Annotated in this window: 22 protein-coding genes; all 22 read right to left on the reverse strand. The window is 70.8% G+C overall.

Going from position 1 to position 25,539, the window contains the following annotated elements; genetic code table 11:
- Window positions 1–23: 23 nt before the first annotated feature.
- The 22 genes from AC1DCT_RS02370 to aroC all read right to left on the reverse strand — a co-directional run bounded on the left by AC1DCT_RS02370 (window position 24) and on the right by aroC (window position 25,526).
- Entirely contained in the window at window positions 24–1,517 is a 1,494-nt protein-coding gene (locus AC1DCT_RS02370; protein WP_477427249.1) for an RsmB/NOP family class I SAM-dependent RNA methyltransferase, read from the reverse strand.
- Window positions 1,514–2,473 (reverse strand): methionyl-tRNA formyltransferase, encoded by a 960-nt coding sequence (locus tag AC1DCT_RS02375; RefSeq protein WP_477229087.1) that lies wholly within the window; start codon window positions 2,471–2,473, stop codon window positions 1,514–1,516. Before AC1DCT_RS02375 ends, AC1DCT_RS02370 begins: the two co-directional genes overlap by 4 nt.
- Window positions 2,474–2,530: 57 nt before the next feature.
- A complete protein-coding gene (locus AC1DCT_RS02380; RefSeq protein WP_477427251.1) occupies window positions 2,531–4,495 on the reverse strand; it encodes a primosomal protein N' family DNA-binding protein in 1,965 nt (654 codons plus the stop codon).
- Between the two features lie 29 nt (window positions 4,496–4,524).
- Window positions 4,525–5,718 (reverse strand): methionine adenosyltransferase, encoded by a 1,194-nt coding sequence (gene metK, locus AC1DCT_RS02385; RefSeq protein ID WP_477427253.1) that lies wholly within the window; start codon window positions 5,716–5,718, stop codon window positions 4,525–4,527.
- A 150-nt stretch (window positions 5,719–5,868) separates the two neighbouring features.
- A complete protein-coding gene (gene rpoZ, locus AC1DCT_RS02390; protein ID WP_045273081.1) occupies window positions 5,869–6,123 on the reverse strand; it encodes a DNA-directed RNA polymerase subunit omega in 255 nt (84 codons plus the stop codon).
- 97 nt (window positions 6,124–6,220) lie between these two features.
- Complete coding sequence (gene gmk / locus AC1DCT_RS02395; protein WP_477427255.1) at window positions 6,221–7,135, reverse strand: guanylate kinase; 915 nt, start codon at window positions 7,133–7,135, stop codon at window positions 6,221–6,223.
- The gene (pyrF, locus tag AC1DCT_RS02400) at window positions 7,128–7,982 is read right to left on the reverse strand and encodes an orotidine-5'-phosphate decarboxylase (RefSeq protein ID WP_477427744.1); all 855 of its coding nucleotides are present in this window, start codon (window positions 7,980–7,982) and stop codon (window positions 7,128–7,130) included. Before pyrF ends, gmk begins: the two co-directional genes overlap by 8 nt.
- Window positions 7,983–7,984: 2 nt before the next feature.
- Window positions 7,985–11,272 (reverse strand): carbamoyl-phosphate synthase large subunit, encoded by a 3,288-nt coding sequence (gene carB, locus AC1DCT_RS02405; protein WP_477427257.1) that lies wholly within the window; start codon window positions 11,270–11,272, stop codon window positions 7,985–7,987.
- Window positions 11,272–12,423: a glutamine-hydrolyzing carbamoyl-phosphate synthase small subunit gene (gene carA, locus AC1DCT_RS02410; RefSeq protein WP_477427259.1), complete on the reverse strand. Its 1,152-nt coding sequence runs from the start codon at window positions 12,421–12,423 to the stop codon at window positions 11,272–11,274. Before carA ends, carB begins: the two co-directional genes overlap by 1 nt.
- On the reverse strand, window positions 12,420–12,941 hold the full coding sequence (locus tag AC1DCT_RS02415; protein WP_477427261.1) for a PH-like domain-containing protein: 522 nt from the start codon (window positions 12,939–12,941) through the stop codon (window positions 12,420–12,422). The genes carA and AC1DCT_RS02415 overlap by 4 nt, the downstream gene beginning before the upstream one ends.
- Window positions 12,938–14,239, reverse strand: a complete 1,302-nt coding sequence (locus AC1DCT_RS02420) for a dihydroorotase (protein WP_477427263.1) — start codon at window positions 14,237–14,239, stop codon at window positions 12,938–12,940. The genes AC1DCT_RS02415 and AC1DCT_RS02420 overlap by 4 nt, the downstream gene beginning before the upstream one ends.
- Window positions 14,236–15,243 carry an aspartate carbamoyltransferase catalytic subunit gene (locus AC1DCT_RS02425; protein WP_477427265.1) on the reverse strand — a complete coding sequence of 336 codons (1,008 nt, stop codon included), beginning with the start codon at window positions 15,241–15,243 and terminating at the stop codon, window positions 14,236–14,238. The genes AC1DCT_RS02420 and AC1DCT_RS02425 overlap by 4 nt, the downstream gene beginning before the upstream one ends.
- Window positions 15,240–15,779 (reverse strand): bifunctional pyr operon transcriptional regulator/uracil phosphoribosyltransferase PyrR, encoded by a 540-nt coding sequence (gene pyrR, locus AC1DCT_RS02430; RefSeq protein ID WP_477427267.1) that lies wholly within the window; start codon window positions 15,777–15,779, stop codon window positions 15,240–15,242. Before pyrR ends, AC1DCT_RS02425 begins: the two co-directional genes overlap by 4 nt.
- A 112-nt stretch (window positions 15,780–15,891) precedes the next feature.
- Complete coding sequence (locus tag AC1DCT_RS02435; protein WP_477427268.1) at window positions 15,892–17,472, reverse strand: Rieske 2Fe-2S domain-containing protein; 1,581 nt, start codon at window positions 17,470–17,472, stop codon at window positions 15,892–15,894.
- Window positions 17,473–17,576: 104 nt separating this feature from the next.
- Window positions 17,577–20,525: a DEAD/DEAH box helicase gene (locus AC1DCT_RS02440; RefSeq protein WP_477427270.1), complete on the reverse strand. Its 2,949-nt coding sequence runs from the start codon at window positions 20,523–20,525 to the stop codon at window positions 17,577–17,579.
- Window positions 20,526–20,627: 102 nt separating this feature from the next.
- The gene (gene nusB / locus AC1DCT_RS02445) at window positions 20,628–21,038 is read right to left on the reverse strand and encodes a transcription antitermination factor NusB (RefSeq protein ID WP_440731784.1); all 411 of its coding nucleotides are present in this window, start codon (window positions 21,036–21,038) and stop codon (window positions 20,628–20,630) included.
- A 3-nt stretch (window positions 21,039–21,041) separates the two neighbouring features.
- Entirely contained in the window at window positions 21,042–21,605 is a 564-nt protein-coding gene (efp, locus tag AC1DCT_RS02450; RefSeq protein ID WP_045273064.1) for an elongation factor P, read from the reverse strand.
- Between the two features lie 103 nt (window positions 21,606–21,708).
- Window positions 21,709–22,167, reverse strand: a complete 459-nt coding sequence (gene aroQ, locus AC1DCT_RS02455) for a type II 3-dehydroquinate dehydratase (protein WP_441975931.1) — start codon at window positions 22,165–22,167, stop codon at window positions 21,709–21,711.
- A 12-nt stretch (window positions 22,168–22,179) separates the two neighbouring features.
- Window positions 22,180–22,695, reverse strand: a complete 516-nt coding sequence (locus AC1DCT_RS02460) for a GNAT family N-acetyltransferase (protein ID WP_441975932.1) — start codon at window positions 22,693–22,695, stop codon at window positions 22,180–22,182.
- Window positions 22,692–23,798: a 3-dehydroquinate synthase gene (gene aroB, locus AC1DCT_RS02465; RefSeq protein WP_477427272.1), complete on the reverse strand. Its 1,107-nt coding sequence runs from the start codon at window positions 23,796–23,798 to the stop codon at window positions 22,692–22,694. The genes AC1DCT_RS02460 and aroB overlap by 4 nt, the downstream gene beginning before the upstream one ends.
- Window positions 23,795–24,310 (reverse strand): shikimate kinase, encoded by a 516-nt coding sequence (locus AC1DCT_RS02470; RefSeq protein WP_477427274.1) that lies wholly within the window; start codon window positions 24,308–24,310, stop codon window positions 23,795–23,797. Before AC1DCT_RS02470 ends, aroB begins: the two co-directional genes overlap by 4 nt.
- Window positions 24,297–25,526, reverse strand: a complete 1,230-nt coding sequence (gene aroC / locus AC1DCT_RS02475) for a chorismate synthase (RefSeq protein WP_477427276.1) — start codon at window positions 25,524–25,526, stop codon at window positions 24,297–24,299. Before aroC ends, AC1DCT_RS02470 begins: the two co-directional genes overlap by 14 nt.
- Window positions 25,527–25,539: the final 13 nt, after the last annotated feature.

The raw sequence follows: 25,539 nt of genomic DNA on the forward strand, positions 1-25,539 counted from the left end.
CGATGCCGCCGTCCGATCGCGGTTCAGGCGTCCTTGACGAGCAGCGACAGGAACATCGCGTCGGTGCCGTGCCGGTGCGGCCAGAGCTGCGCGTGACCGGATCCGTTCGACGGCTCCGGCAGATCGATCGGCTGCTGCGACACGGCACCGAGTGCCTCACGGGCATCGAGCTCGTGCACGTCGTCCCGGTCGCGGAGCACAGTCTGCACGACCGCTGCGGTCTCGGCCAGGTGCGGGGAGCACGTGACGTAGGCGAGGATCCCGCCGGGCTTCAGCGCGCCGAGGGCAGCCGAGAGCAGCTCCTCCTGCAACGCGGCGAGTTCGGGGACGTCGGCGGCGGTCTTGCGCCAGCGCGCCTCTGGGCGGCGCCGCAGCGCTCCGAGTCCCGTGCACGGCGCATCGAGCAGGATCCGGTCATAGCCTGCAGGGCGCTCGGCGGCGAGCACGCGGCCGTCCTCCTCGGCGACCTCGACGTGCAGCGGCACCGCGGCGACTGCCTTGCGCACCAGTCCCGCCCTGGCGGGCGCCACCTCGTTCGCGTCGAGTGTCGCCCCGCTGCGCAGCGCCTCCGCGGCAAGCAGGGCGGTCTTGCCGCCGGGGCCGGCGCAGAGATCCAGCCAGCGCTCCCCCGCCGCCACAGGCCGGACGCCGACGAGCGCGAGGGCGACGAGCTGCGACCCCTCGTCCTGCACGCGCACCCTGCCCTTGTTCGCGGCGACGGTCGCTCCGGGGTCTCCGCCTTCGGATCCGAACGCCGTCGGTGCGTACGGCCGCCGGGGCTCGCGCGGTTCCGCAAGTCCGGGCAGCGCGACGAGCGTGACCTCGGGAGCCACGTTGTCCGCCGCGAGAAGCTCCTCGAGCTCGTCCTCCCGCCCCTCGGCCGCGAGAGCACGGCGCAGGGCACGGATGATCCAGACCGGATGCGCGTAGCGGAGCCCCAGGCGCTCGTCGTCGGAGCGCGCCGCGGCCGTGACGGCGTCGAACCATTCCTCCTGCGTGCGCGCGGCGACCTTGCGCAGCACCGCGTTCGCGAACCCCGACGCGCCGCGCCCACTCTCCAGGGCCACCAGATTCACCGACTCGTTGACGGCCGCGTGCGTCGCGACCCGGGTGGCGAGGATCTGGTGCGCACCGAGGCGGAGGGCGTCGAGCACCGGAGCATCAATGCCGGCGACTTCGCGTCCGGCCGCGGCGGCGATGATGGCGTCGTATGTGCCCAGACGGCGCAGCGTCCCGTATGTCAGCTCGGTCGCGAAGGCCGCGTCCGCAGCGTTCAGTCCCGCATCGCGGATCGCCCCCGGCAGCAGCAGATTGGCGTAGGCATCGGAGGTGCTGACAGCGCGGATCACGTCGTACGCGACGCGACGCGCAGGCTGCACGTCGCGGGGACGCGCGTTCCGCGACGCCGAGTGCTGCGTCGCTCCGCCGGTGTTCTGCCGGCGCGGTGCGCCCTGACCGGCCGCGCGCCGCTTCGGGCCCCGGCGGCCGTCGCCGTGCTGCCGTCCCTGTCCGCTCATCGTGCGTCGCTCTGCTCGCTCGAGGGCGCGGCGGCGTCGAACCGCACGGTCTCGCCGTCGCTGGCCCGCAGGCCGCGGAACCAGTCCGCGGCGGCCATCGCGGCCTTCCCCGCCGGTTGCACGCGCACGAGCAGCAGTGGCGCGCTGCCGGTGCCCACGAGCACGCCGCCCTTGATCCCGTGCAATACGCCCGGCGCCAGCGGATCCGCATCATGCGTCCGCGCGAGCTCGCGCACCTTCAGCGGCGCCCCGTCGATGGCCGTGTGCGCACCCGGCTCGCTGGTGACGCCGCGGTAACGGGCGAACACCATGTCGGCGGGCTCGGTCCAGTCCAGCAGGCCGTCCTCGAGGCCGAGCTTCGCCGCGTGCGTGGGTTCGCCCTGCTGCGGCACGGGGCGAGCGGTGCCACCGGCGATGGCGCCGACGGCTTCCGCGGTGAGCCCGGCACCGTCGATGGCGAGGGAGGCGAGCGCGTCGTCCGCGGTGGCGTCGCCGGCTACGGGGTACACCCGCATCGCGTGCACGTCCCCCGCGTCGAGCGCAGGGACGAGCTGGAACACCGTGGCGCCCAGCTCCGCGTCCCCCGCGATGAGCGCCCGCTGCACCGGGGCGGCTCCGCGCCAGGCCGGCAGCAGGGAGAAGTGCAGGTTGATCCAGCCGTGCTCGGGGGCGCTCAGCAGGGGTTCGCGCACGAGGCCGCCGTAGGCGACGATGACACCGAGTTCGGGGCGCAGCGCCGTGATCCGACCCGTCGCCTCCTCGTCCAGGCGCGCGGCCTTGATCACCGGGATCCCGAGCGCATCGGCCTCCTGCGCGACCGGCGAAGGGGTGAGTATCCGCTTGCGCCCGAGCGGCGCGTCGGGGCGGGTCACGACCGCGACGATCTCGTGCTCGCCGGCGAGGCGACGGAGGGTGGGTACGGCGGCCGCCGGAGTGCCGGCGAAGACGAGACGCATGAGGGTCCTTCGAAGGTGCTGCGGGTTGTTCGAGACGAACGGGGTGGATCGGGTGGTTCAGAGGTCGGGTTCGGTGACGTCGAGCCTCACCGAGAGCGTAGTCCGTGGGGTCCTGCCACGGGCTCGGCGACGGCCCATCGCCTCGGCGATCACGGCGGCGCGGAGCACGCCCGCCACGCGCGCGCCCTCGGCGTAGGGGAACCGCACGAGCGCGCGCTCCCGGCCGTCGTCGTCGCCTTCGATCGGTACGGGCCCCAGCACGGCGTCCGGCGGCAGCTGCAGCGCGGCGATGTCGTCGAGGGCGCGACGGATGGCGGCGCCGGTGCCCTCGACCTGGGCGACGCGCACGGACGGCGGCATGCGCAGCGGCGCGCGCTCGGCGAGCTCCGTCCGCGCGTACGACGCCTGGGACCAGGTCGCAAGAGCACGAGCCACGGCACCGTCGACGCCGACGAGATGGATCGGCGCTCCGGGCGCGGCGAGGGCGGCCGCGTTCGACCACCAGCGCAGGCAGGACTCCCCGATCCGCAGCTCCGGCGCCTGCAGCATCCGGGAGCCGTCGAGCAGCACGACCGCCCGGTAGCCTCCCTCGGCCAGAGGCTCGGCGCCGCGGGTCGCTACGACGAGGGCCGGCTTCGCGTCGACACGGACCACCGGATGGTTGCCGTCGGCGACGATCACGCGGATCCCCGGGAACGCGCGCCCCAGCTCCTCCGCGGTCCGCTCACTGCCGGATGCGGCAAGACGCACCTTCTCCCCGCCGCAGGAGCTGCACGCCCAGAGGCGCGCCCCGCGTCCGCACCAGGCGCACACCGGTGTCGCCCCGCGATGTGCGGCACCGAGCGGCCCTCCGCAGGCTCGGCAGCGGGCCGGCGCGCGACACGACGCGCACACGAGCGTCGGCGAGAACCCCGGTCGCGCCACCTGCAGCAGCACAGGTCCGGTCGCGGCGGCCTCCCGTGCCGTGAGGAACGCCCGGGACGGCAGGCGTTGACCGCGCCGGTCCAGATCCTCGGTGGAGTCCAGGACCACGCGCGGCAGCTGCCGCTTGGCGGCCGTGATCGCCCGGATCCACCCGGTCTCGACCAAGCGCTCCACGTCGGTCGTGCGGGTGTGGCCGGCGAACAAGAGGGCGGATCCCTCCTGCTCCTGCCGCAGCAGTGCGACATCTCGGGGATGCGCACCGGGCGCGAGCGGCTCGGCCAGCAGCCCGTCGCCGTCGTCCCACAGCATCACCAGGCCCGCTCGCACCGGGGCGTACACGGCGGAGCGGTTGCCGACCACGATGCACGGGGTGTCCTCGAGTGTGCGCAGATACGCGCGGTAGCGGTCCGGGCCCGTCTGCCGGGAGTCGAGGCGGGCTACAGGGGCGTCCGGCGCGAGCACGTCGAGGGCGGCGAGCAGCAGGTCGAGGTCGCGGTAGTCGGGGACGACCAGGATCGCCGAGGCACCGCCTGCGAGCGTGTGCGCAGCGGCGGCCGCGAGCAAGCGGGTCCACTCCGGCAGATCGTCGGAGGCGAGGCGCGGGATCGCCTCCACGGCCGCGCGGCCCGATTCCGCGAGCACGTCGGCGAGACCGGCGTATCGCGCGATCGTCTCGGAGACGGCGGGGACCGTCACCTGCGCGGCTGCCCCGTTGCCGCCCTCCGCGTCGCCGGCTGCCGCCAGCCACGCCTTCTCCACGCGGACCTGTCGCTTGGGCACGATCAGCCGCAGCACATCGGACGCACTGCCTGCGGCGCGGTCCGCCACGCGACGGGCGAGCATGCAGAGCGGCTCAGGCAGCACCCGGGCGCGGGACACCACGGCGTCGAGCTCCGCCAGCGTCCGGGCGTCGTCGTCCTCCGTGGCCACCTCGACCAGGTACCCGTCGAGGACCCGTCCTGCGGAACGCAGCGGAACCCGCACCCGCACTCCCGGCATCGCGTCGTCGATCAGCTCAGCCGGGATGGCGTAGTCGAACAGCCGATCCAGCTGCGGGACCGGCGAGTCCAGCAGTACGCGGGCGATCGGCCGTGGCACGAGCGGAGCTTGCGGGTGAACGGGGTCGATCAGAGTCCGGCGGCGCGACGCAGGTCGTCGGCGCGCGTCGTCTGCTCCCAGGTGAACGTCGGCAGCTCGCGGCCGAAGTGCCCGTAGGCGGCGGTGGCGGCATAGATCGGGCGCAGCAGATCCAACTCCTCGATGATCGCCTGCGGGCGCAGGTCGAAGACCGAACGGATCGCGCGGGTGATCGTCTCGTCGTCGACCTTGCCTGTGCCGAAAGTCTCCACGTACAGTCCCACGGGCTGCGCCACGCCGATCGCGTACGCGACCTGCACCTCGAGCCGGTCGGCGAGCCCCGCCGCGACCGCGTTCTTGGCGACCCAGCGCATCGCATAGGCGCCGGAGCGGTCGACCTTGGACGGGTCCTTCCCGCTGAAGGCCCCGCCGCCGTGCCGTGCGGCTCCGCCGTAGGTGTCGATGATGATCTTGCGGCCGGTGAGGCCCGCATCGCCCTTCGGACCGCCGGTGACGAAGGGGCCGGCGGGGTTGATGTAGTGCGTGACGCCGTCGAGGTCGAGGCCCGTCGTGGCGAGGACGGGGTCGATCACGTGCTGGCGGATGAGCGCCTTGAGCTCCTCCTGTGAGATCTCCGGGTTGTGCTGGGTGGACAGCACCACCGCGTCCACCGTCTTCGGGGTGAAGCCGTCGTAGCCCAGTGTCACCTGGGTCTTGCCGTCGGGACGCAGGAACGGCAGCGTGCCGTCGCGACGCACCTGGGTCAGGCGCTCCGCCAGGCGGTGCGCTGTCCAGGCCGCCATCGGCATGAGCTGCGGGGTCTCGGTCGTGGCGAAGCCGAACATGATTCCCTGGTCGCCGGCGCCGAGGAGGTCGCGCGGGTCGGAGGAGCCGCCCTCACGGTGCTCGTGCGCCTGGTCGACGCCGCTCGCGATGTCGGCCGACTGCTCCCCCACCGAAACGCTCACGCCGCACGAGGAGCCGTCGAATCCGGTGTCGCTCGAGGTGTAGCCGATGCCGTTGACGACGTCGCGGACGATCGTGGGGATATCGACGTAGCCGGAGGTGCGGATCTCGCCGGCGACATGCACGAGGCCCGTCGTGACGAGCGTCTCCACCGCGACGCGCGCTCCGGTGTCCACCGTGAGCAGGCCGTCCAGGATCGAGTCGGAGATCTGGTCGCAGATCTTGTCGGGGTGCCCCTCGGTGACGGACTCGGAGGTGAACAGACGCAGCGCGCTCATCGGTGCTCCTTGGTGTGGAGTGCGGTCGGGCGGGACGGGATGCGCCCCTGACAACGGGTCGGTGCGCCCATGCCCAGTATGGACGGAGCCGCCGACATCCACGGACGGGATGACGGCGGCTCCCTTGCGTCGTGCCGGCGGAGGGTCAGCTCACTCCGCGTGGCGGATGCGGAGCTTGTCCTCGTTGATCTCGTGCAGCGCGATGGTCAGCGGCTTGTCCTCGACGGAGGAGTCGACCAGCGGACCCACGTTGTCGAACAGGTTGCCCTCGTGCAGGTCGGAGTAGTAGTCGTTGATCTGGCGCGCGCGCTTGGACGCGTAGATGACGAGCTCGTACTTGGACTCGACGCGGTCGAGCAGGTTGTCGATGGGCGGGTCGATGATGCCGTTGTTGTGTCCGGCCATGGTGGACCTCCTGTTGGTGGGATGTTCGGCGACGCGTGTCGCGAAGAATTCGGGCGTGCGCACCGGCCCTGGACGAGTTCAGGACCGGAGAGAGCGGTCAGCGCGCAGACGCCGATGACAATTCTACGACCTCTCGGGCGGCGGTGGCGACGTCCTCGTTCACGACCCGGTGATCGAACTCCGACTGAGAGGCCAGTTCGACCTTCGCCGTGCGCAGACGCCGGGCGCGCTCCTCCGCGTCCTCGGTGCCGCGGCCGACCAGCCGCTGCACGAGTTCGTCCCAGGACGGCGGCAGCAGGAACACGAGGTTCGCGGAGGGATCCGCAGCCCGCACCTGACGGGCGCCCTGCAGGTCGATCTCCAGCAGGACGGTCTTGCCCTCGGCCAGGGCTGCATCGATGGGCCGGCGCGGAGTGCCGTAGCGGAACCGGTTGTGCACGGTGGCGTGCTCGAGCAGCTCGCCCGCGGCGATCATGCGATCGAACTCGGCGTCGTCCACGAAGAAGTAGTGCACGCCGTCCTGCTCTCCCGGGCGCGGTGCGCGCGTGGTCGCGGAGACGGAGAGGTGAATCTCGGGGTGATTCTCGCGGATGTGCGCGGCCACCGTGCCCTTGCCCACCGCGGTGGGTCCGGCCAGCACGAGCAACCGGCTCCGGCCCGCGCGGGGCACGGGCTGCGGGAAGCGCGTGTCGACCCAGCGACGCAGCGCCTGCTGCTGCCGCGACCCGAGGCCCCCGAGCCGCTTGACCGGGGAGATCTGCAGGTCGGCGAGGATGCGATCGCGCTTGCCCGCGCCGATCGCGGGCAGAGCCGTCAGGAAGTCCGGCACGCGCAGCGTTCCCGCCGTGGAATGCGGGTCGGCCGCGGCCGCGGCCAGCACGTCCTGCGGTGCGGTCACCCGCATGGTCAGATCGCGTTTCAGCGATGCGCGCGCGCGGCGGCGCTCGACCGCTCGACGAGCGGCGGCGACGCGATCGACCTCGGGGACTGCGCGTCCTGCCGGTTCAACCACCCATGACCTCCTGGTAGCGCGCGGCGCGCTCTTCGATCGTCGCTACGATCCGGTCCGGACCAGCGGACAGGATGCTCCGGCTTTCGGAAGCCAGGACGTTACCTGCCAGCGTACCGAATCTCGAACGCAGATCCGCTGGTGTCGCACCCTGTGCGCCGAATCCCGGGGCCAGCAGCGGCACCGTGCGCAGTGTCTCGTCGTCCAGGCCGAAATCGCCCCGGTCGATGGTCGCCCCCACCACCAGGCCGACGGATCCGAGCCCGCCCTGCGGCGAGTCGTACGCCGTGACGTCCCGGGTGATGCGCAGCGCGGTGGTCTCCCCCGGCGTGGCAGCGAGCGCTGCGGGGACGAGCGCCTGCTGCACCGGCGCCCCCTCGGGGTTGCTCGTCGCGGCGAGCACGAAGACGCCCTTGCCCGCGGGAAGAGCGCGTGTGATCGCCTCGGCGAGCGACCCGCCGCCGAGGTAGGGGCTGATCGTGAGCGCGTCGGCCTCGAGCGGCGAGCCCGGCTCGAGCCACGCCTGCGCGTATCCGGCCATGGTGGTGCCGATGTCGCCGCGTTTCGCGTCGGCGACGACCAGGAGCCCCGCCGCGCGCGCCGCCGACATCACGTCTTCGAGCGCGGCGAACCCCCGGGATCCGAAGCGCTCGAAGAACGACACCTGTGGCTTGACGATGCCGACGCGCCCCGCGGCGGCCTCGACCGTCGCGAGTCCGAACGCCCGCACGCCGTCGGCCGTCTGCGGCAGGCCCCAGGCGTCCAGCAGCGCCGCGTGCGGGTCGATCCCCACGCACAGCGGGCCATGCGCATCGAGCGCCTGGCGCAGCCGCGCTCCGAAGGACGTCACGCTCACGCGCGCGCCAGCCGGTCCTGGGCGTACTCCTGCAGGCTCCGCACCTCGAAGCCCTTGTCCGCCGCGTCCATTCCGCTGACGGCGGCCCCGAGCGTCGCGATCGTCGTGAACAGCGCCTTGTCCGCGGCGACCGCGGCCGCGCGGATCTCGTAGCCGTCGGCACGTGCGGCGCCGCCGGAGGGCGTGTTCACGATGATGTCGATCGCGCCCTGGTCGATCAGGTCGACGATGTTGGTCTCGCCGCTCGCCTGGGTCTCGCTGTACTTCTCGACGACGGTCACCGGGATGCCGTTGCGGGACAGGATCTCCGCCGTGCCCGTGGTCGCCACGATCGTGAAGCCGAGCTGATGCAGCCGGTGGGCGGGCAGGATGACGGCGCGCTTGTCGGCATCGGCGACCGAGATGAACACGGTGCCGGACGTCGGCGTTCCGCCGTAGGCCGCGGCCTGGCTCTTCGCGAACGCGGTCGGGAAGTCGCGGTCGATGCCCATCACCTCGCCGGTCGAGCGCATCTCCGGCCCGAGGATCGAGTCGACGATGCGGCCGTCCTTGGTGCGGAACCGCTTGAACGGCAGCACGGCCTCCTTGACCGAGACCGGCGAGCCGAGCGGCACGCGGGAGCCGTCGACCGGCGGCAGCATCCCCTCGTCCTTGAGCTCGGCGATCGTGGATCCGGACAGGATCCGGCTCGCCGCCTTCGCGAGCGGGATCCCGAGCGCCTTCGAGACGAACGGCACGGTACGGCTCGCGCGCGGGTTCGCCTCGATGACGTAGAGCACGCCGGCGCTGATCGCGAACTGCACATTGAGCAGGCCCCGCACGCCGACGCCCTCGGCGATGGCCAGGGTGGCGGTGCGCACGCGGTCGATGTCGGTGCGGCCGAGCGAGACCGGCGGCAGCGTGCAGCTCGAGTCGCCGGAATGGATGCCGGCCTCCTCGAGGTGCTCCATGACGCCGCCGATGTAGAGCTCCACGCCGTCGTACAGCGCGTCCACGTCGATCTCGATCGCGTCGTCGAGGAAGCGGTCCACGAGCAGGGGCTTGCCCTCCTCGATGATGACCTCGCCCGCGGTGCGCACGAAGTAGTCGCGCAGCGCCGGGGTGTCGTAGACGATCTCCATGCCGCGGCCGCCGAGCACGAAGCTGGGGCGGACGAGCACCGGGTAGCCGATCTCCTCGGCCACCGCGACCGCGCCCTCGACGTCGATCGCGGTGCCGTTGCGGGGCGCGACCAGACCGGCCGCGTCCAGCAGCCGGGAGAACAGCTCCCGCTCCTCGGCGAGGTCGATCGCCTCCGGGCTGGTGCCGAGCACGGTGTATCCCGCCGCCTCGATCCCCTTCGCGAGTCCGAGCGGGGTCTGCCCGCCGAGCTGGCAGACGACGCCGAGGATGGTGCCGGACTGCGCCTCGGCGTGCAGCACCTCGAGCACGTCCTCGAGCGTGAGGGGCTCGAAGTACAGCCGGTCGCTGGTGTCGTAGTCGGTGGAGACGGTCTCCGGGTTGCAGTTGACCATGACCGTCTCGTACCCGGCGGCGGACAGCGCGAAGGACGCGTGCACGCAGGAGTAGTCGAACTCGACGCCCTGGCCGATGCGGTTCGGCCCGGATCCGATGATGACGACCTTGGTCCGGTCGCTCGGGGTGACCTCGGTCTCGCTGTCGTAGCTGGAGTAGTGGTACGGCGTGAGGGCCGGGAACTCGCCGGCGCAGGTGTCCACGGTCTTGTAGACGGGCCGGATCCCGAGCCCGTGCCGGACGCCGCGCACCTCGGCCTCGGTGAGCCCGCGGAGCTCGGCGAACTGCACGTCCGAGAAGCCGTGGTCCTTGCCGAGGCGGATCGTGGCGGCGTCGAGCTCGGGCGCGGTGCGGATCTGCTCGGCGACCTCGTTGATGAGCACCATCTGGTCGATGAACCAGGGGTCGATCGCCGTGGCCTCGAACGCCTGCTCGATCGTGGCGCCCTTGCGCAGCGCCTGCTGCAGCACGACGATGCGCCCGTCGGTCGGCGTCTTGGAGATCTCGAGGAGCTCCTCGACGCTTCGGCTCTCGGGACCCCAGTGGAACGAGGATCCGCGCTTCTCGAGCGAGCGGAGCGCCTTCTGCAGCGCCGTCGTGTAGTTGCGGCCGATCGCCATGGCCTCGCCGACCGACTTCATGGTCGTGGTGAGCGTCGCGTCGGCGGCCGGGAACTTCTCGAACGCGAACCGCGGGGCCTTGACGACGACGTAATCGAGCGTGGGCTCGAAGCTCGCCGGGGTCACGCCCGTGATGTCGTTCGGGATCTCGTCCAGGCGATAGCCGAGCGCGAGTTTGGCGGCGAGCTTCGCGATGGGGAATCCGGTCGCCTTCGACGCGAGCGCCGAGGAGCGCGACACGCGGGGGTTCATCTCGATGACGATGACGCGGCCGTTCTCCGGGTTCACTGCGAACTGGATGTTGCAGCCGCCGGTGTCGACGCCGACGGCGCGGATGATGTCGATGCCGATGTCACGCAGGTTCTGGTACTCGCGATCGGTGAGCGTGAGCGCCGGGGCGACCGTGATCGAGTCGCCGGTGTGCACGCCGACCGGGTCGACGTTCTCGATCGAGCAGACGACGACCGTGTTGTCGGCCGTGTCGCGCATGAGCTCGAGCTCATACTCCTTCCAGCCGAGGATCGACTCCTCCAGGAGCACCTCGGTGGTCGGCGAGTCGTGCAGGCCGGCGCCGCCGATGCGGCGCAGGTCGCGTTCGTCGTACGCGAAGCCGGATCCGAGTCCGCCCATGGTGAAGGACGGTCGCACGACCAGCGGGTAGCCGAGCTTCTCAGCACCCTCGAGGAGCTCGTCCATCGTGTGGCAGATCACGGACGCGGCGACGTCGGCGCCGGCGTCGAGCACCAGTTGCTTGAAGATCTGGCGATCCTCGCCCTTCTGGATCGCCTCGACCTTTGCGCCGATGAGCTCGACGCCGTACTTCTCCAGGATGCCGCGCTCGTGCAGCGCCATGGCGGCGTTCAGCGCGGTCTGGCCGCCGAGGGTCGGCAGGATCGCATCCGGCTTCTCCTTGGCGATGATGGTCTCGATGACCTCCGGAGTGATCGGCTCGATGTAGGTCGCGTCCGCGAAGTCCGGGTCGGTCATGATCGTGGCCGGGTTGGAGTTGACGAGGATGACGCGCACGCCGTCCTCGCGCAGGACGCGGCACGCCTGGGTGCCGGAGTAGTCGAATTCGCAGGCCTGACCGATGACGATCGGGCCGGATCCGATGACGAGGACGGAGTGGATGTCGTCGCGCTTGGGCATTACTTGCTGTCCTTCGTGGAGAGGTGGGCGACGACGACGTCGCGGAAGCGGTCGAAGAGGTAGTTGGCGTCATGCGGGCCGGCGGCGGCCTCAGGGTGGTACTGCACCGAGAAGGCCGGGATCTCGAGGGCGCGGAGGCCCTCCACGACCTGGTCGTTGAGGCCGACGTGGCTGACCTCGACCTTGCCGTACCCGTTCGGGCTGTCGAAGGATCCCTCGATGGGCGCCTCGACCGCGAAGCCGTGGTTGTGGGCAGTGATCTCGACCCGGCCGGTGGCCTTGTCGAGCACGGGCTGGTTGATGCCGCGGTGGCCGAACGTGAGCTTGTAGGTGCCGAGACCCAGGGCGCGGCCGAACAGCTGGTTTCCGAAGCAGATGCCGAAGTAGGGCAGACCTGCGTCCAGCACCTCCCGGAGCACGGCGACCTGGGCGTCGGACGCCGAGGGGTCACCGGGCCCGTTCGAGTAGAACACCGCGACCGGGTCGATGGCGGTGATGTCCGCGAACGTCGAGGCCTGCGGCAGCACGTGCACGTCGAACCCGCGGGCGGCGAGGTTGTCGAGCGTGGACTGCTTGACCCCGAGGTCGAGTACGGCGAGGTTGCCGATGCGCTCCCCCGTCGCCGGCGTGACCTGTGCGACCTCGACCGACACGGCGGCGGACAGGTTCTGCCCGGCCATCTCGGGCGCCTCCGCCACGCGGCGCAGCTGCTCGTCCGCGTCCAGCGCGGCGTCCGTGCCGGAGAAGATGCCGCCGCGCATGGATCCGGCCGAGCGGATGTGACGCGTGATCGCGCGGGTGTCGATGCCGCTGATGCCGACGATGCCGTCGCGCACGAGGGTGTCATCGAGCGACGCGTTCGCCCGCCAGTTCGAGACGACGCGCGAGGGGTCGCGCACGATGTAGCCGGCGACCCAGATGCGGCGGGACTCCGGGTCCTCGTCGTTCATCCCGGTGTTGCCGATGTGCGGCGCGGTCTGCAGCACGATCTGTCCGGCGTAGGACGGGTCGGTGAGCGTCTCCTGGTAGCCGGACATGCCGGTGGCGAAGACGACCTCGCCCAGGGCGGTTCCGGTCGCGCCGTAGGCGCGTCCGACGTGGCGGGTGCCGTCCTCGAGGACGAGCACGGCGGAGTCGTGAGGAAGGGTCATGCGGATTCTCCAGTCTCGGAGGCAGCGCAGAGGCGCTGAAGGTCGGTGAGCGCGGCGCCGGCGGCATCGGTGTTGCCCAGGTCGCCGGTGATGCGGAGATAGCTGTCGACGACGGTGCCGTCGTCCGTGCGCCAGACCAGGCGGATCAGCCCGCCCGGTTCGACGACCCGGTCGATCGTGACCGTCGCGCGGTCGGCGCCGAGCAGCCGCGCCGAGGAGAGGAACACCGTCGGCGAGCCGTCCAGGCTCAGCGCCGCGCCGCGGTCGGTGATGGTGAGCTCGCCCCGTGCTCGATACACGAGGGGGCGCACCGCGAGGCGCTCGAGCGAGTGGTCGTGCCGGGTGGTCGCGACGTAGAGAGTCTCGTAGCGCGCCTGGACCTCGGCATGCTCGGGAACCCCGATCGGTGCCGCGAGGCCGGAGTCGCGCCGCAGCCGGGCGCGCCACGCCCAGACTCCGGCGAGGATGAGCAGCACGGCGACCCCGAGGACGACCGCGCCGGCGACCTGCTGATTCACGAGCCGAGCTCCACGAGCGCGCCGTCGGCGAGCGTCGCGTACCCGCGATGCACGGTCCAGAGGACCTTGCCCGGCAGGTCGCGACCGAGGTACGGCGAGTTCGTGCTCTGGCCGTGCAGGTCCGCCTCGGCGAACACTCCTTGCGCAGCGGCGTCGTACAGCGTGAACTCGGCCGGCTGCCCGGCGGCGATCGGCGTGCCGTGCCCGGCGAGGGATCCGATCCGCGCCGGAGCGGAGCTCATGACGCGGGCGACATCGGTCCAGTCCAGCAGTCCGGTCTGCACCATGGCCTGGTGCACGACCCGCAGCGCGGACTCCAGGCCGACCATGCCGTTCGCGGCGGCCTGCCATTCGCAGGCCTTCGCCTCGCTCGGGTGCGGAGCGTGGTCGGTGGCGACGATGTCGATCGTGCCGTCGGCGAGGCCCTCACGCACGGCGAGCACGTCCTCCTGGGTGCGCAGCGGCGGGTTGACCTTGAATCGCGCGTCGTAGCCGCGCGCCAGCTCATCGGTCAGCAGCAGATGGTGCGGGGTGACCTCGGCGGTCACCGCCACGCCGCGCTTCTTCGCCCAGCGGATCAGCTCGACGGATCCGGCGGTGGACAGGTGGCAGACGTGCAGCCGGGATCCGACGTGCTCGGCGAGCAGGATGTCTCGCGCGATGATCGACTCCTCGGCGACCGCCGGCCAGCCCGCGAGGCCCAGTTCCGCCGATACGGCGCCCTCGTTCAGCTGCGCGCCCTCGGTGAGCCGCGGGTCCTGCGCGTGCTGCGCGATCACCCCGTCGAAGGCCTTCACGTACTCGAGCGCGCGGCGCATGATGAGCGGATCCCAGACGCAGAAGCCGTCGTCGCTGAAGACCCGGACGTTCGCGCGGGACGAGGCCATGGCGCCGAGCTCGGCGAGCCGCTCCCCCTTCTGCCCGACGGTGACCGCGCCGATCGGCTGCACCGTCGCGTAGCCGGCGGCCTCGCCGAGGGCGAACTCCTGCTCGACGACGCCCGCCGAATCGGCGACGGGTGAGGTGTTGGGCATCGCGAACACCGCTGTGAAGCCTCCGCCGGCGGCAGCACGGGTGCCGGACAGCACGGTCTCGCTCGCCTCGAAGCCGGGCTCACGCAGGTGCGTGTGCAGGTCGACGAGGCCGGGCAGCGCGACCAGGCCGTCGGCGTCGACGGCGCGGGCACCTGCGGCGGAGAGGCCGGCGCCGACTTCGGCGATCCGTCCGTCCTGGACGAGGATGTCCGCGGAATCGGCGCCGAGGATCTTCGCGCCTCGGAAGAGCAGGCTCTCGGTCATCGGTCTCCTCGATTCATTTGAAACTCCTCGGTCCCTGAGCCGGTCCCTGTTCTGACGGGCTCAGAGCGCTCCCCGGCCAGCAGCATGTACAGCGCCGCCATCCGCACCGAGACCCCGTTCGCGACCTGCTCCAGCACGGTGGAGCGGGCGGAATCGGCGGCGTCGGAAGAGATCTCCAGTCCGCGGTTCATCGGGCCGGGGTGCATCACGATCGTATCCTCGGGTAGCCGCCGCAGCCGGGCTGCGTCGAGCCCCCAGTGGCGGGCGTACTCGCGCTCGCTCGGGAAGAAGGCCGCGTGCATGCGCTCGAGCTGGATGCGCAGCATCATCACGGCGTCCGGCTCCTCGGCCAGCGCCGTGTCGAGGTCGTACAGCACCCGCGCCGGCCATGCGGTGACGTCCTGCGGGATCAGCGTCGGCGGGGTGACCAGGGTGACCTCCGCGCCGAGCGTCGCGAGCAGCCACACGTTGGAGCGGGCGACGCGGGAGTGCAGCACGTCGCCGACGATCACGACCCGTACTCCGCTGAGATCGCGTCCGCGGCTGTCCGCGCCGAACCGGCGCTTGCGCATCGTGTACGCGTCGAGCAGTGCCTGCGTCGGGTGCTCATGGGTGCCGTCGCCGGCGTTCACGACGCCTGCCGAAATCCAGCCGCTCGTCGCGAGAGTGCGGGGCGCGCCGGACGCGGGGTGGCGCACGACCACGGCGTCGGCGCCGATCGCCTCCAGCGTCTGCGCGGTGTCCTTGAGGCTCTCGCCCTTGGAGACGCTGGACCCCTTGGCGGCGAAGTTGATCACGTCGGCGGAGAGGCGCTTGGCGGCGGCCTCGAACGAGATGCGAGTTCGGGTGGAGTCCTCGAAGAAGAGGTTCACCACGGTCTTGCCGAGCAGAGTGGGGAGCTTGCGCACCTGGCGGGACTGGGCGTCTGCCATGTCCTCCGCGATGTCCAGGATCTGCAGCGCGTCCTCGCGGGCGAGGGTACGGGTGTCGAGCAGGTGCCTCATTCGTCGCCTCCCTCGATCGAGACGAACTCTTCGCCGTCGTCGTCAGTCAGGCGCACGAAGACGCGCTCCGCGCGGGACGAGGGGATGTTCTTGCCGACGAAGTCGGGGCGGATCGGCAGCTCGCGATGCCCGCGGTCGACGAGGATCGCGAGGCGCACCACCGCGGGGCGGCCGATGGACTGCAGCGCGTCGAGGGCGGCGCGGATACTGCGTCCGGAGAAGAGCACGTCGTCGACGAGGACGACGGTCTTGCCGTCGATCCCGCCCGCGGGGATGTCGGTGCGGTGCGGGGATCGGGTCGGGTGCTTCGCCAGATCGTCGCGGAACAGCGTCACGTCCAGCGAGCCGACGGGGACGGCGGTCTGTGCGATCTCGGTGATCAGCAGCGCGAGGCGCTCGGCGAGAGGGACACCGCGGGTGGGGATGCCCAGGAGGACCAGATCCTCCGCTCCCCGGTTGGATTCGAGGATCTCGTGGGCGATGCGCGTCAAAGCGCGCCTGATGTCGGCTTCCTGCAGCACGATACGTGCGCTCATCTGCCGGCTCCCTTCTCCGCCTCACGGGACGGTGTTAAAGGTTGCTTCTGAGGATGACCTCAGTCTAGCCGAGGCAGCTCCCCGCCATGGACACGACGAGGCTCCGCGGAACTCAGGACGCTTCGCTGAGCACGGCGTCGGTCACCGGATCGATCTGCTTGGCGCGGATCGGATGACCTGCGGTGGAGAGGCACCGGCCCGTTTTCAGATCCCACTTCCAGTCGTGCATGCTGCAGGTCAGCACGCCGTCCTCATCGATGGATCCGGTGCGGGTGAGGTCAGCGCGCAGATGCGGGCACCGGCGCTGGACGACCCAGTCGCCGATCTCGGCGTCCTCGGTCTGATCCGTCTGCTCCTGATACCAATTCTCGACGTACTCGATCCGGTCGACCGACAGGCACTTGAGGAAGGTGGTGAGGAACTCGTTGAACTTGCCGCTGCGGCCCACGGAGAACTGCATCGACAGGAAGATCGAGTTGGACCAGTCGATCTCGTGGTCGGCGATGTTCGTCGAGACCAGGTCTGCGGGGATCGTGTACCAGTAGATGCACTCCTCCCCCGCGTACTCGCGCACCTTCGCCTTCGGGAAGTCCACGACCATGTCCAGCTCGCCGATGCGGAACCGGACGTTGCCGCCGACGCCGAGGCGGATCGTGCGGGACTTCTTCAGCAGCGGCTCCCACCACTCCTTGATCGCGGCGAGCATCTCGTCGGGCGCAAGGATCGGCGAGCGACGTGCCTCTTCGTCGCGGATCTCCTGCTGCCGGCTTGCGCGCTGCTCCTCGAGGTAGTCCCACTTCTCGTCGAAGATGTGGGACAGCTCATCCTCGGTGTACAGGGTCTGCTCGACCGACGCCACCTCGCGGTCCTCCAGCGTCACCACCGTGCCGGGCACGAACAGGTGCCCGTCGTACTGCGGGGCGAGCTCGTTCATGTGCGCCAGGAACTGCTTCTGGTCCGTGAAGATCGACTCGCCGTTGCGGCCGATCCCGTTGAAGTCGAAGAGCTCGTCGCGCAGGAACATCGGCGGGCCTGCCATCGGGAACACGTGCGGCGCGTCGACCTTCTCGATGTAATACATCGCGCGCTTGTTCTGCGCCTCCCGCTTGAGGCGGGCGAAGTTCTGCTTGGCGTCGAGGGGCAGGTCGTAGACCATCGGCCACCAGATCGCGCCGGAGACCTGTGTGAAGTACGCGTCGGGCGTGCCGAACTTCATCAGCTTCTCGAGGTCGAGCGGGTGCGAGTCGTTCTGATTCAGGACGGATCCCGAGCCGTCGTCCACGCTGAGCGACGAGTCTCCGATCGGGCCGTCGCTCGGGGCCCGCAGCGGCGTGATCATGATCTTGAGCGCGCCGCGCTCGATGACCTCGCCGGCAGGCGCGTAGGTGATGTTGTCATACCCGAGAGCGCGGAGATCCTTCTCCAGGTCGTCGGTCGGGTACTCCGGCAGGAGCACCTCGATGTCCTTGCGGATGTAGCGCCCGAGCAGGCGCGGGTCGAAGTGGTCGCGATGCCGGTGCGATACGTACAGGAAGTCGGCCTCGCGTCCGAAGCGCTCCCAGTCGAGGCCGCGGTTGTCGGGGAACGGGAACCAGGAACCGTAGAAGGACGGGCCGAGGACGGGGTCGCAGATGATGTTCCCGCCGACCGTCTCGATGAACATCCCGGCATGCCCGAGTCCCGTGATCCGCATGTTTCTCCTCCTGTGTGGACCTGTCGATCCTACCGGGGCGATTCACGGCGGCCCTGGAGACGGCCCGTGCATAACCCGGATCCGAGCGCTGGCGGCGCCGGGCCTCAGCCGAGCAATTCCCGGATGTCATCCGCGGTCAGGGTCTGCGCGAACAGATCCTCGTCGTCCAGCACCGCCGAGAACAGGCGCGCCTTTCGCTGCTGCAGCGCGAGCACCTTCTCCTCGATCGTGCCTTCGGCGATCATCCGGTACACGAAGACGCGGTTCTGCTGACCGATCCGGTGAGCGCGGTCGGCGGCCTGGGCCTCGGCCGCCGGGTTCCACCAGGGATCGAGCAGGAACACGTAGTCGGCCTCGGTGAGCGTGAGGCCCGTGCCGCCCGCCTTGAGGCTGAGCAGGAAGGCGTCCTGATCCCCCTCGCGGAACTCCTGGACCACGCGGTCCCGGCCCCTGGTCGATCCGTCGAGGTAAGAGATCCGCAGGCCGGCACGGCGCAGGCGTTCGGCGGCGAGCCCGAGGAACGACGTGAACTGGCTGAACACGAGTGCCCGGTGTCCTTCGGCACGCAGTTCGAGCAGTCGCTCAACGAGCTCCTCGAGCTTGCGGGACGCGATGCCGGCGTCGTCGGGCTCGATCAGGCCGGGCGCCAGGCTCAGCATGCGCAGCATCGTGAGCGAGCGGAAAACGATGAAGCGCTGCCGGTCGAGGTCCTCCAGCAGCCCGAGGATCTTCTGCCGTTCGCGCTGCAGCACCGTGTCGTAGCGATGGCGGTGCGCGGGGGCGAGCTCGACGCGCAGCACCTGCTCCTGCCGCTCGGGGAGGTCCCGGGCGACCAGCTCCTTCGTGCGGCGGATGAGGAACGGGCGGATCCTCCGCCGCAGCAGGTCGATGCGCGATCGACGGTACGGGGCGCCCTCGGCGTTCTCGGGCACCTTGCCCTGCTCGATCGGCTGGATGAAGTCCTCCCGGAACTTCCGCGCCGAGGCGAACAAGCCTGGCGACGTGAGGCCGAGCAGCGCCCACAGCTCCCCCAGGCCGTTCTCCAGCGGCGTGCCTGTGGCGGCGTACACCGCCCCGGCGTCGAGCGCGGCGACTGCCTGATGCTGCCGGGTGGCCGGGTTCTTCACGTTCTGCGCCTCGTCGAGCACGACGCCCGACCACGGCCGGCGGGCGAACTCCTCCGCGTCCAGGCGCAGCAGCGTGTACGAGGTGACCACGAGGTCCGCACCGTCGATGTGCGCGGCCAGCTCGACCCCGTGCGCGCCCCGGGTGCGATCCACGATCGCGACCCGCATCCCGGGCGCGAACCGCTCTGCCTCGCGCTGCCAGACCGCAAGCACCGACGTGGGCGCGACGACGAGCCACGGGGCGTCTCCTTCGGCGGCATCCTCGCGGGCGTGCGCGATGAGCGCGAGCAGCTGCAGCGTCTTGCCGAGGCCCATGTCGTCGGCGAGGATGCCACCGAGGCGGTGCTGCCACAGGCGCGCGAGCCGCGTGAAACCCTCACGCTGGTACGGGCGCAGCTCCGCGGTGATGGCGGCGGGCAGGGGAACCGGATCCTGGCCCGGATCGGCTCTGAGGCCTTCGACAGCGGCGCGCCAGGCCTGTGCGGGCACGGTCTCGTCGGCAAGATCCTCGAAGTCCTCCCAGAGCGTCACGTGGGTGCGCGCGATTCGCGGACCCGTCTCCCACTCCGCGAGCTCCGCGGCCTCGTTCAGCAGCTCCTTGAGCCGGTCGAAGGCGGGATGCCGCAGCGAGAACCAGGTGTTGTCGACGAGCTTGAGCTTGCCCTGCCGCAGGGCGAGCGCGCGGAACAACGGCTCGAACGGGATCGAGCGCCCGTCGATCCGCACCAGGATGCCGAGCTCGAACCAGTCCGGATCCGTGCTCTCCACTGTGCTGACGGTGATCGACGGATCGCCGGTGAGCTCCGCGTACGTGCGCGGCGTGCCGGTGCGCTCGACGACGAAGCCGCGCTCTTCGAGAGCCGGCACGAGGTGCGAGACGAACTCGGCCGCATCGGCGTCGCGCAGCGTGCCCGCCAGCGTGAACGGCAGGCCGGTGACCTCGGTCCATGCCGCGAGCACGGACGGACGCAGCCGCGCTTCCACGGCGCCGTCGCGCACCCCGGTGTCGGCGGCCCGCTCATCGAGGGGGAAGCGCGCGTACCCCGGGTAGTCCCAGTGCAACCGGTACGCCACGACGTCGTCGGGGCGGAAGTCGACCACGAGCAGCGGGACCGGTTTCGGCGGCGCCGGCAGCGTGACCCCGTGTTCCGCGCGCACGGCAGCGCCGCGCAGGAGCGTCGGATACCCGTCCCGGAAGAACGCCTTCTTGTCGACCGGGGCGACGGTCAGTCCGGCCGGGGCTGCGAGGAGCGCCCGCACACCGTCGGTCAGCGCCACCGGCCCGAGCACGAGATCGATGCGCTTTCCGATGACGCGATGCGCGTACACCCCACCCGATCCCAGCGCCTGTGTGGTCGCGGCGGGGAATGCCTCGCCCATGGCGTCGACCGCGCCGGAGAGCAGGAGCCCGCCATGGCCGTCCGCCGCGATGTCCACCACGATCCGCAGCTCGTCGGACCACTGCAGACGGGTGCTGCGCTCCGTGGCGACCATGCGGATTCCCGCGTCTGCGGCCGATTGCAGGTGCGGCCACAGCAGCGGCGACGCCACGGGATCCAGCAGCAGCCAGTCCCCCGCCGTGCCGGACAGCAGCGAGTCGCGCGAGATGCTCAGCAGATCGGCGAACCAGCGGGAGTGCGCCGCGTCGTATCGCGTGCCAGGGCGGCGGACCGCGTCCCAGTCAGCGTCCGCCTGCACCCAGGCGGATCCGGCGTCGCTGCGCCGCAACGGACGGACGGCGAGGAACAGCTCGCCCGGATCCTTGACCAGATCCCGTGCGGTGGCGGTGCGCAGCGGTCGTGCGGCCCAGTGCCGTGCGTCTGCACGATCGCGTCGACGCAGTTCGATGCCCAGCGCCAGTGGCACTCCGCTCGCCCGCGCGGACTGCAGCAGTACGCGCCAGTCGTCGGCGTCAGCGGAGGTCATGATCATCCATCCTCCCCCGCGCCGCCGACATCCGAGACCGCGGAGACGGCGAAGCGCCCCACCCGGATTCGCGGGAGTGGCGCCTCGACGGAATGCGTGAGGTCAGGCCGTGCGGGCGACCCGCGCCAGCACGCCGTGCACGAATGCGCCGGACTCGTCGGTGGAGAACTCCTTGGCGAGTTCCACGGCCTCATCGATCGCGACGGCCGTGGGGACCTCGTCGTTGCGCAGGATCTCCCACACGCCGATGCGCAGCAGCGCACGGTCCACGGCCGGCATCCGCTCGAGCTTCCAGTCCCGGCTGTGCGTGGTGATCTGCTCGTCGATCTCGTCGCGGTGGTCGATGATCCCGTCGACGATCTCGCGCGCATAGAGCCACGATCCTTCGCGCGCGGGCTCGGCGGCGGCGCGCTTGGCCTCCGCGGCGAGGGTCACGGCGAGGTCGTCACCGCGTACGTCGGCGGAGAACAGGATGTCGAGGGCGCGCTTGCGCGCCTTGGTCCGGGCGCCCACGCGTCAGTCGTTGATGCGGCCGAGGTAGCCGCCGGTGCGCGTGTCGACCTTGACCTTGGTGCCGGTCTCCAGGAACAGCGGAACCTGGATCTCGTACCCGGTCTCGAGCGTGGCGGGCTTGGTGCCGGCCGAGGAGCGGTCGCCCTGCAGGCCGGGCTCGGTGTAGGTGACCTCGAGCACGACCGAGGCCGGCAGCTCGATGTAGAGGGGGTTGCCGTTGTTCAGCGCGATCTGCACCTGCTGGTTCTCCAGCATGAAGTTCTTCGCGTCACCGACCGTGGCGGCGGCCACGTTGATCTGGTCGTAGTCCTCCTGGTCCATGAAGACGTAGTTGTCGCCGTCCGTGTACAGGTAGGTGAAGTCGCGGCGGTCGACGTTCTCGATGTCGATCTTGGCGCCCGCGTTGTAGGTGCGATCCACGACCTTGCCGCTGACGACGTTCTTCAGCTTCGTGCGGACGAACGCGCCGCCCTTGCCGGGCTTGACGTGCTGGAACTCGATGACGTTCCAGAGCTGTCCGTCGATCGAGAGGACGACGCCGTTCTTGATGTCTGCGGTGGATGCCATGGGTCTGAGAAGTCCGTTCTGAAGTCTGCGCGGTCGATCGACCGACGTCCCATCTTACGCGATGCCCGCCGGACGGCCGGTGGGAGCGGCTCTCGCGTGGGGATCAGCCGTCGGCTTGGCCGGCGATCACGAGGATCAGACGGCGGGTCGCGGTCGCGTAGCCCTGCACGCCCTCCCCTACGACGTGCACGGCGGCGACGTCGGTCAGGTACGAGTGATGGCGGAACTCCTCGCGGGCGTACACGTCCGAGATGTGCACCTCGGCGAACGGCAGCGCGACCCCCGTGAGCGCATCCCGCAGCGCGACCGAGGTGTGCGTGTAGGCCCCGGCGTTGATCACGATGCCGGCGCAGTCCTCTCGGGCGTCGTGGATCGCGTCCAGGAGCACGCCCTCGTGGTTGCTCTGCACGGCTCGGATCTCGTACCCGTAGGCCGCCGCGGCCTCGGCAGTGAGACGCTCGACGTCGGCGAGCGTCGCGGATCCGTAGATCCCCGGCTCGCGCAGACCCAGCAGATTGAGATTGGGCCCGTTGACGAGCAGAAGACGGCGCGGCGTGGTCACATGCTCACGGTATCAGCGCGCGACGGGCACGACCGGGCGGGTCATCACGTACTCGCGTCCGTTCTCGAGCTCGGTGATCTGGCCCGTGCGCGTGAAGCCGCAGCGCTCGTACGCGGCCTGCGCGCGGTGATTGTCCACGTGCACCTCGAGCGTGAGCTCGGTCAGGCCGCCCTCAGCCGCCCACGCCGCACATTCGTCGAACAGCGCCTCGATCGCCCCGGAGCCGCGATGCCCGTCCGCCACGTACACGCCCACCACGAGCGCGGAGGGGGCCGCGTCCCGATCTCCGATCACCGTGGCCGATCCGAACCACTCGCCGTCGTCCGCGATCGTGACGAACTGGCCGTTGGGGCCGCCCTCGGCAGCCTGCTTCGCGCGGTGCTGCCAGAACTCGTCGGGCTGCTCAGACGCGTTCTCGAACGTGTCGAGGAATGCGAGCGCGGCGACGGGATCCTGCAAGGCTCGCAGACGAAGATCCCGCACTTCGCGCCATTCGTCGGTCTCGATGCGCCGGATCGAGAAAGTCACTCGCCGACCTCCTGGTACGCGGCGAAGAGCAGGGACTCGTCGGGTGCCTGCAGCACAGTGGGCTTTGCGATGCCGTCCAGCACGATGAAGCGCAGCATCCCCCCGCGGCTCTTCTTGTCGCGCTGCATGGTGGACAGCAGGGTCGGCCACGCGCCGGCGCGGTACGACGTCGGCAGCCCCAGCGATTCGAGGATCGCGCGGTGCCGGTTGGCGTCGTCGTCCGAGAGCCGTCCGGCGAGCCGGGACAGCTCGGCCGCGAACAGCATGCCGACGGAGATCGCGGCGCCGTGCCGCCAGCGGTAGCGCTCGGCGTGCTCGATCGCGTGCCCGAGCGTGTGGCCGTAGTTGAGGATCTCGCGCTGCCCGGCCTCACGGAAGTCGTCGGAGACGACGCTCGCCTTCATGCCGATCGCGAGCTCGACGGCCCGCCGGAACTCCGGGGTGAGCGGATCGACGGCGCGAGCCGGATCCGCCTCGATGATGTCGAGGATCTCAGGCGACCAGATGAACCCGGCCTTGACGACCTCGGCGAAACCGGCGGTCGCCTCGTTCGGAGTCAGGCTGGACAGTTCGTCCAGGTCGCCGATCACCGCACGCGGGGCCCAGAAGGCGCCGACGAGGTTCTTGCCCTCGTTCGTGTTGATGCCGGTCTTGCCGCCCACGGCGGCGTCGACGAGCCCGAGCACGGTCGTCGGCACCTGCACGATCTGCACGCCGCGCAGCCAGGTCGCCGCGACGAAGCCGGCAAGGTCGGTGACCGCCCCGCCCCCGTAGCCGACGACTGCATCGGTGCGGGTGAAGTCGGCCTGGCCCATGATCTGCCACAGGAACTGCGCGACCTCGATGCGCTTGCCCTGCTCGGCATCGGGGATCTCGGCCAGCAGCACCTCGCGCGGGCCGTTCGCCGTGTCGGCGACGATCCGGTCGCGCAGCTGTGCGGCGCGGTCGGCGAGCGTCGGCGGATGCACGACGAGCACCTTGCGCACGCTCGGCGCCAGCGCCGCAGTGACGCGATCGAGGATCCCTCGTCCCACGGTGATGTCGTAGGGGGTGCTCCCCGTCACGCCGATCGTCGTGACGCCGTCGTTCTGCTCCGCGCTCATGCTCGTCCTCTCATCCATTCCACGACCTGCTCCGCCACCCGCGACATCGGCACCCGTGAGGTGTCGAAGTGCACGTCGGCGACCTCCTCGTACAGTGCGCGCCGCTCGGCGAAGATCCTCGTCCAGCGCTGCACCGGATCCTCCTCGCCCTGCAGGAGCGGACGGGCATCGCCGGCGATCCGCGCCGCCACGGCCTCCGGCGACACCGTCAGCAGCACGACCGGAACGCTCTGCAGCAGCGCTCGGGTCTCGGGGGCGATCACCGCGCCGCCGCCCAGGGAGATCACTCCCCCGCCCGCGATGGCTTCGGCGACGGCCTCTCGTTCCCAGGCGCGGAACTGCGTCTCACCGTGCTCCGTGAAGATCGCGGGGATCGGTCCGTGCTCGCGCGCGATGGCCTTGTCCGTGTCGACGAAGTGGAGCCCTGTGGCCTTCGCGACCCTGCGGCCGATGCTGGTCTTGCCGGACCCCATCGGCCCGATCAGGACGATCGCCGGCTCAGCCGAGTTCATCGTGCAGGATCAGCGCCGCCTCGGAGGCCGGCGTGGTGCGCAGCTCCTCCGGGATCGCGGCGAGGTACGCCTCGAGGTTGCGCCGGGTCTCGGCGACGTTGTCGCCGCCGAACTTCTCCAGCACGGAGTTCGCGAGCTCGATCGCGACCATCGCCTCGGCCACGACGCCCGCGGCGGGCACGGCGCACACGTCGGAACGCTGGTGATGCGCGGTGGCCTGCTCGCCCGACGCCACATCGACCGTGCGCAACGCGTGCGGGATGGTGGCGATCGGCTTCATGCCGGCGCGCACGCGCAGCACAGTACCGGTGGACATGCCGCCCTCGGTTCCTCCGGCGCGGTCGGAGCCGCGGCTGATGCCGGCCCCGGTGGCGAACAGCTCGTCGTGCGCCGCGGAACCGCGCCGGCGCGTGGTATCGAAGCCGTCGCCGACCTCGACGCCCTTGATCGCCTGGATTCCCATCAGCGCGTACGCGAGGCGCGCATCCAGACGACGGTCCCAGTGCACGTGAGAGCCCAGCCCCGGCGGCAGACCGTAGGCGAGCACCTCGACGATGCCACCGAGGGTGTCGCCGTCCTTGCGGGCCGCGTCGACCTCCTCGACCATGCGCGCGGAGGTCGCGGGGTCGAAGCAGCGCAGCGGATCCGCGTCCAGCGCGTCGACGTCGTCGGGAGTGGGGAGGTCGGATCCGTCCGGCACCTGGACGGGCCCGATGGACAGGGTGTGGCTGACCAGGCGGATCCCGAGCTCGCCGAGGAACGCGCGCGCCACGGCGCCGAGCGCGACCCGGGCTGCGGTCTCGCGAGCGCTCGCGCGCTCCAGGATCGGGCGGGCCTCGTCGAAGCCGTACTTCTGCATGCCGACGAGGTCGGCGTGGCCGGGACGAGGGCGGGTCAGGGCCGCGCTGCGGCCCCGGGACTTCTCGGTGAGCTCGACGGGATCGGCGCTCATGACCTCGACCCACTTGGGCCACTCGGTGTTGCCGATCCGCATCGCGATCGGGCTGCCGAGTGAGAAGCCGTGGCGCACGCCACCGGAGATCGAGAGCTCGTCCTGCTCGAACTTCATCCGCGAGCCGCGCCCGTAGCCGAGCTTGCGGCGCTGCAGGTCGGACTGGATCGCCTCACGAGACAGCGGGACGCCCGCAGGCAGGCCCTCCATGACGGCAATGAGTTCGGGGCCGTGCGATTCGCCGGCCGTGAGCACGCGGAGCATTCCCCTAGTCTCC

The sequence above is a fragment of the Microbacterium sp. 10L49 genome (genome assembly GCF_056395125.1).

What these genes read in the sequence shown, in the direction of transcription:
- efp (WP_045273064.1), bottom strand. Translation starts at nt 21,605, where the DNA reads ATGGCATCCACCGCAGACATCAAGAACGGCGTCGTCCTCTCGATCGAC.
- AC1DCT_RS02420 (WP_477427263.1), bottom strand. Translation starts at nt 14,239, where the DNA reads ATGACCGAGAGCCTGCTCTTCCGAGGCGCGAAGATCCTCGGCGCCGAT.
- AC1DCT_RS02435 (WP_477427268.1), bottom strand. Translation starts at nt 17,472, where the DNA reads ATGCGGATCACGGGACTCGGGCATGCCGGGATGTTCATCGAGACGGTC.
- carA (WP_477427259.1), bottom strand. Translation starts at nt 12,423, where the DNA reads ATGACCCTTCCTCACGACTCCGCCGTGCTCGTCCTCGAGGACGGCACC.
- AC1DCT_RS02425 (WP_477427265.1), bottom strand. Translation starts at nt 15,243, where the DNA reads ATGAGGCACCTGCTCGACACCCGTACCCTCGCCCGCGAGGACGCGCTG.
- metK (WP_477427253.1), bottom strand. Translation starts at nt 5,718, where the DNA reads ATGAGCGCGCTGCGTCTGTTCACCTCCGAGTCCGTCACCGAGGGGCAC.
- carB (WP_477427257.1), bottom strand. Translation starts at nt 11,272, where the DNA reads ATGCCCAAGCGCGACGACATCCACTCCGTCCTCGTCATCGGATCCGGC.
- rpoZ (WP_045273081.1), bottom strand. Translation starts at nt 6,123, where the DNA reads ATGGCCGGACACAACAACGGCATCATCGACCCGCCCATCGACAACCTG.
- pyrR (WP_477427267.1), bottom strand. Translation starts at nt 15,779, where the DNA reads ATGAGCGCACGTATCGTGCTGCAGGAAGCCGACATCAGGCGCGCTTTG.
- AC1DCT_RS02370 (WP_477427249.1), bottom strand. Translation starts at nt 1,517, where the DNA reads ATGAGCGGACAGGGACGGCAGCACGGCGACGGCCGCCGGGGCCCGAAG.
- AC1DCT_RS02470 (WP_477427274.1), bottom strand. Translation starts at nt 24,310, where the DNA reads ATGAACTCGGCTGAGCCGGCGATCGTCCTGATCGGGCCGATGGGGTCC.
- aroB (WP_477427272.1), bottom strand. Translation starts at nt 23,798, where the DNA reads ATGAGCGCGGAGCAGAACGACGGCGTCACGACGATCGGCGTGACGGGG.
- AC1DCT_RS02375 (WP_477229087.1), bottom strand. Translation starts at nt 2,473, where the DNA reads ATGCGTCTCGTCTTCGCCGGCACTCCGGCGGCCGCCGTACCCACCCTC.
- AC1DCT_RS02440 (WP_477427270.1), bottom strand. Translation starts at nt 20,525, where the DNA reads ATGACCTCCGCTGACGCCGACGACTGGCGCGTACTGCTGCAGTCCGCG.
- aroC (WP_477427276.1), bottom strand. Translation starts at nt 25,526, where the DNA reads ATGCTCCGCGTGCTCACGGCCGGCGAATCGCACGGCCCCGAACTCATT.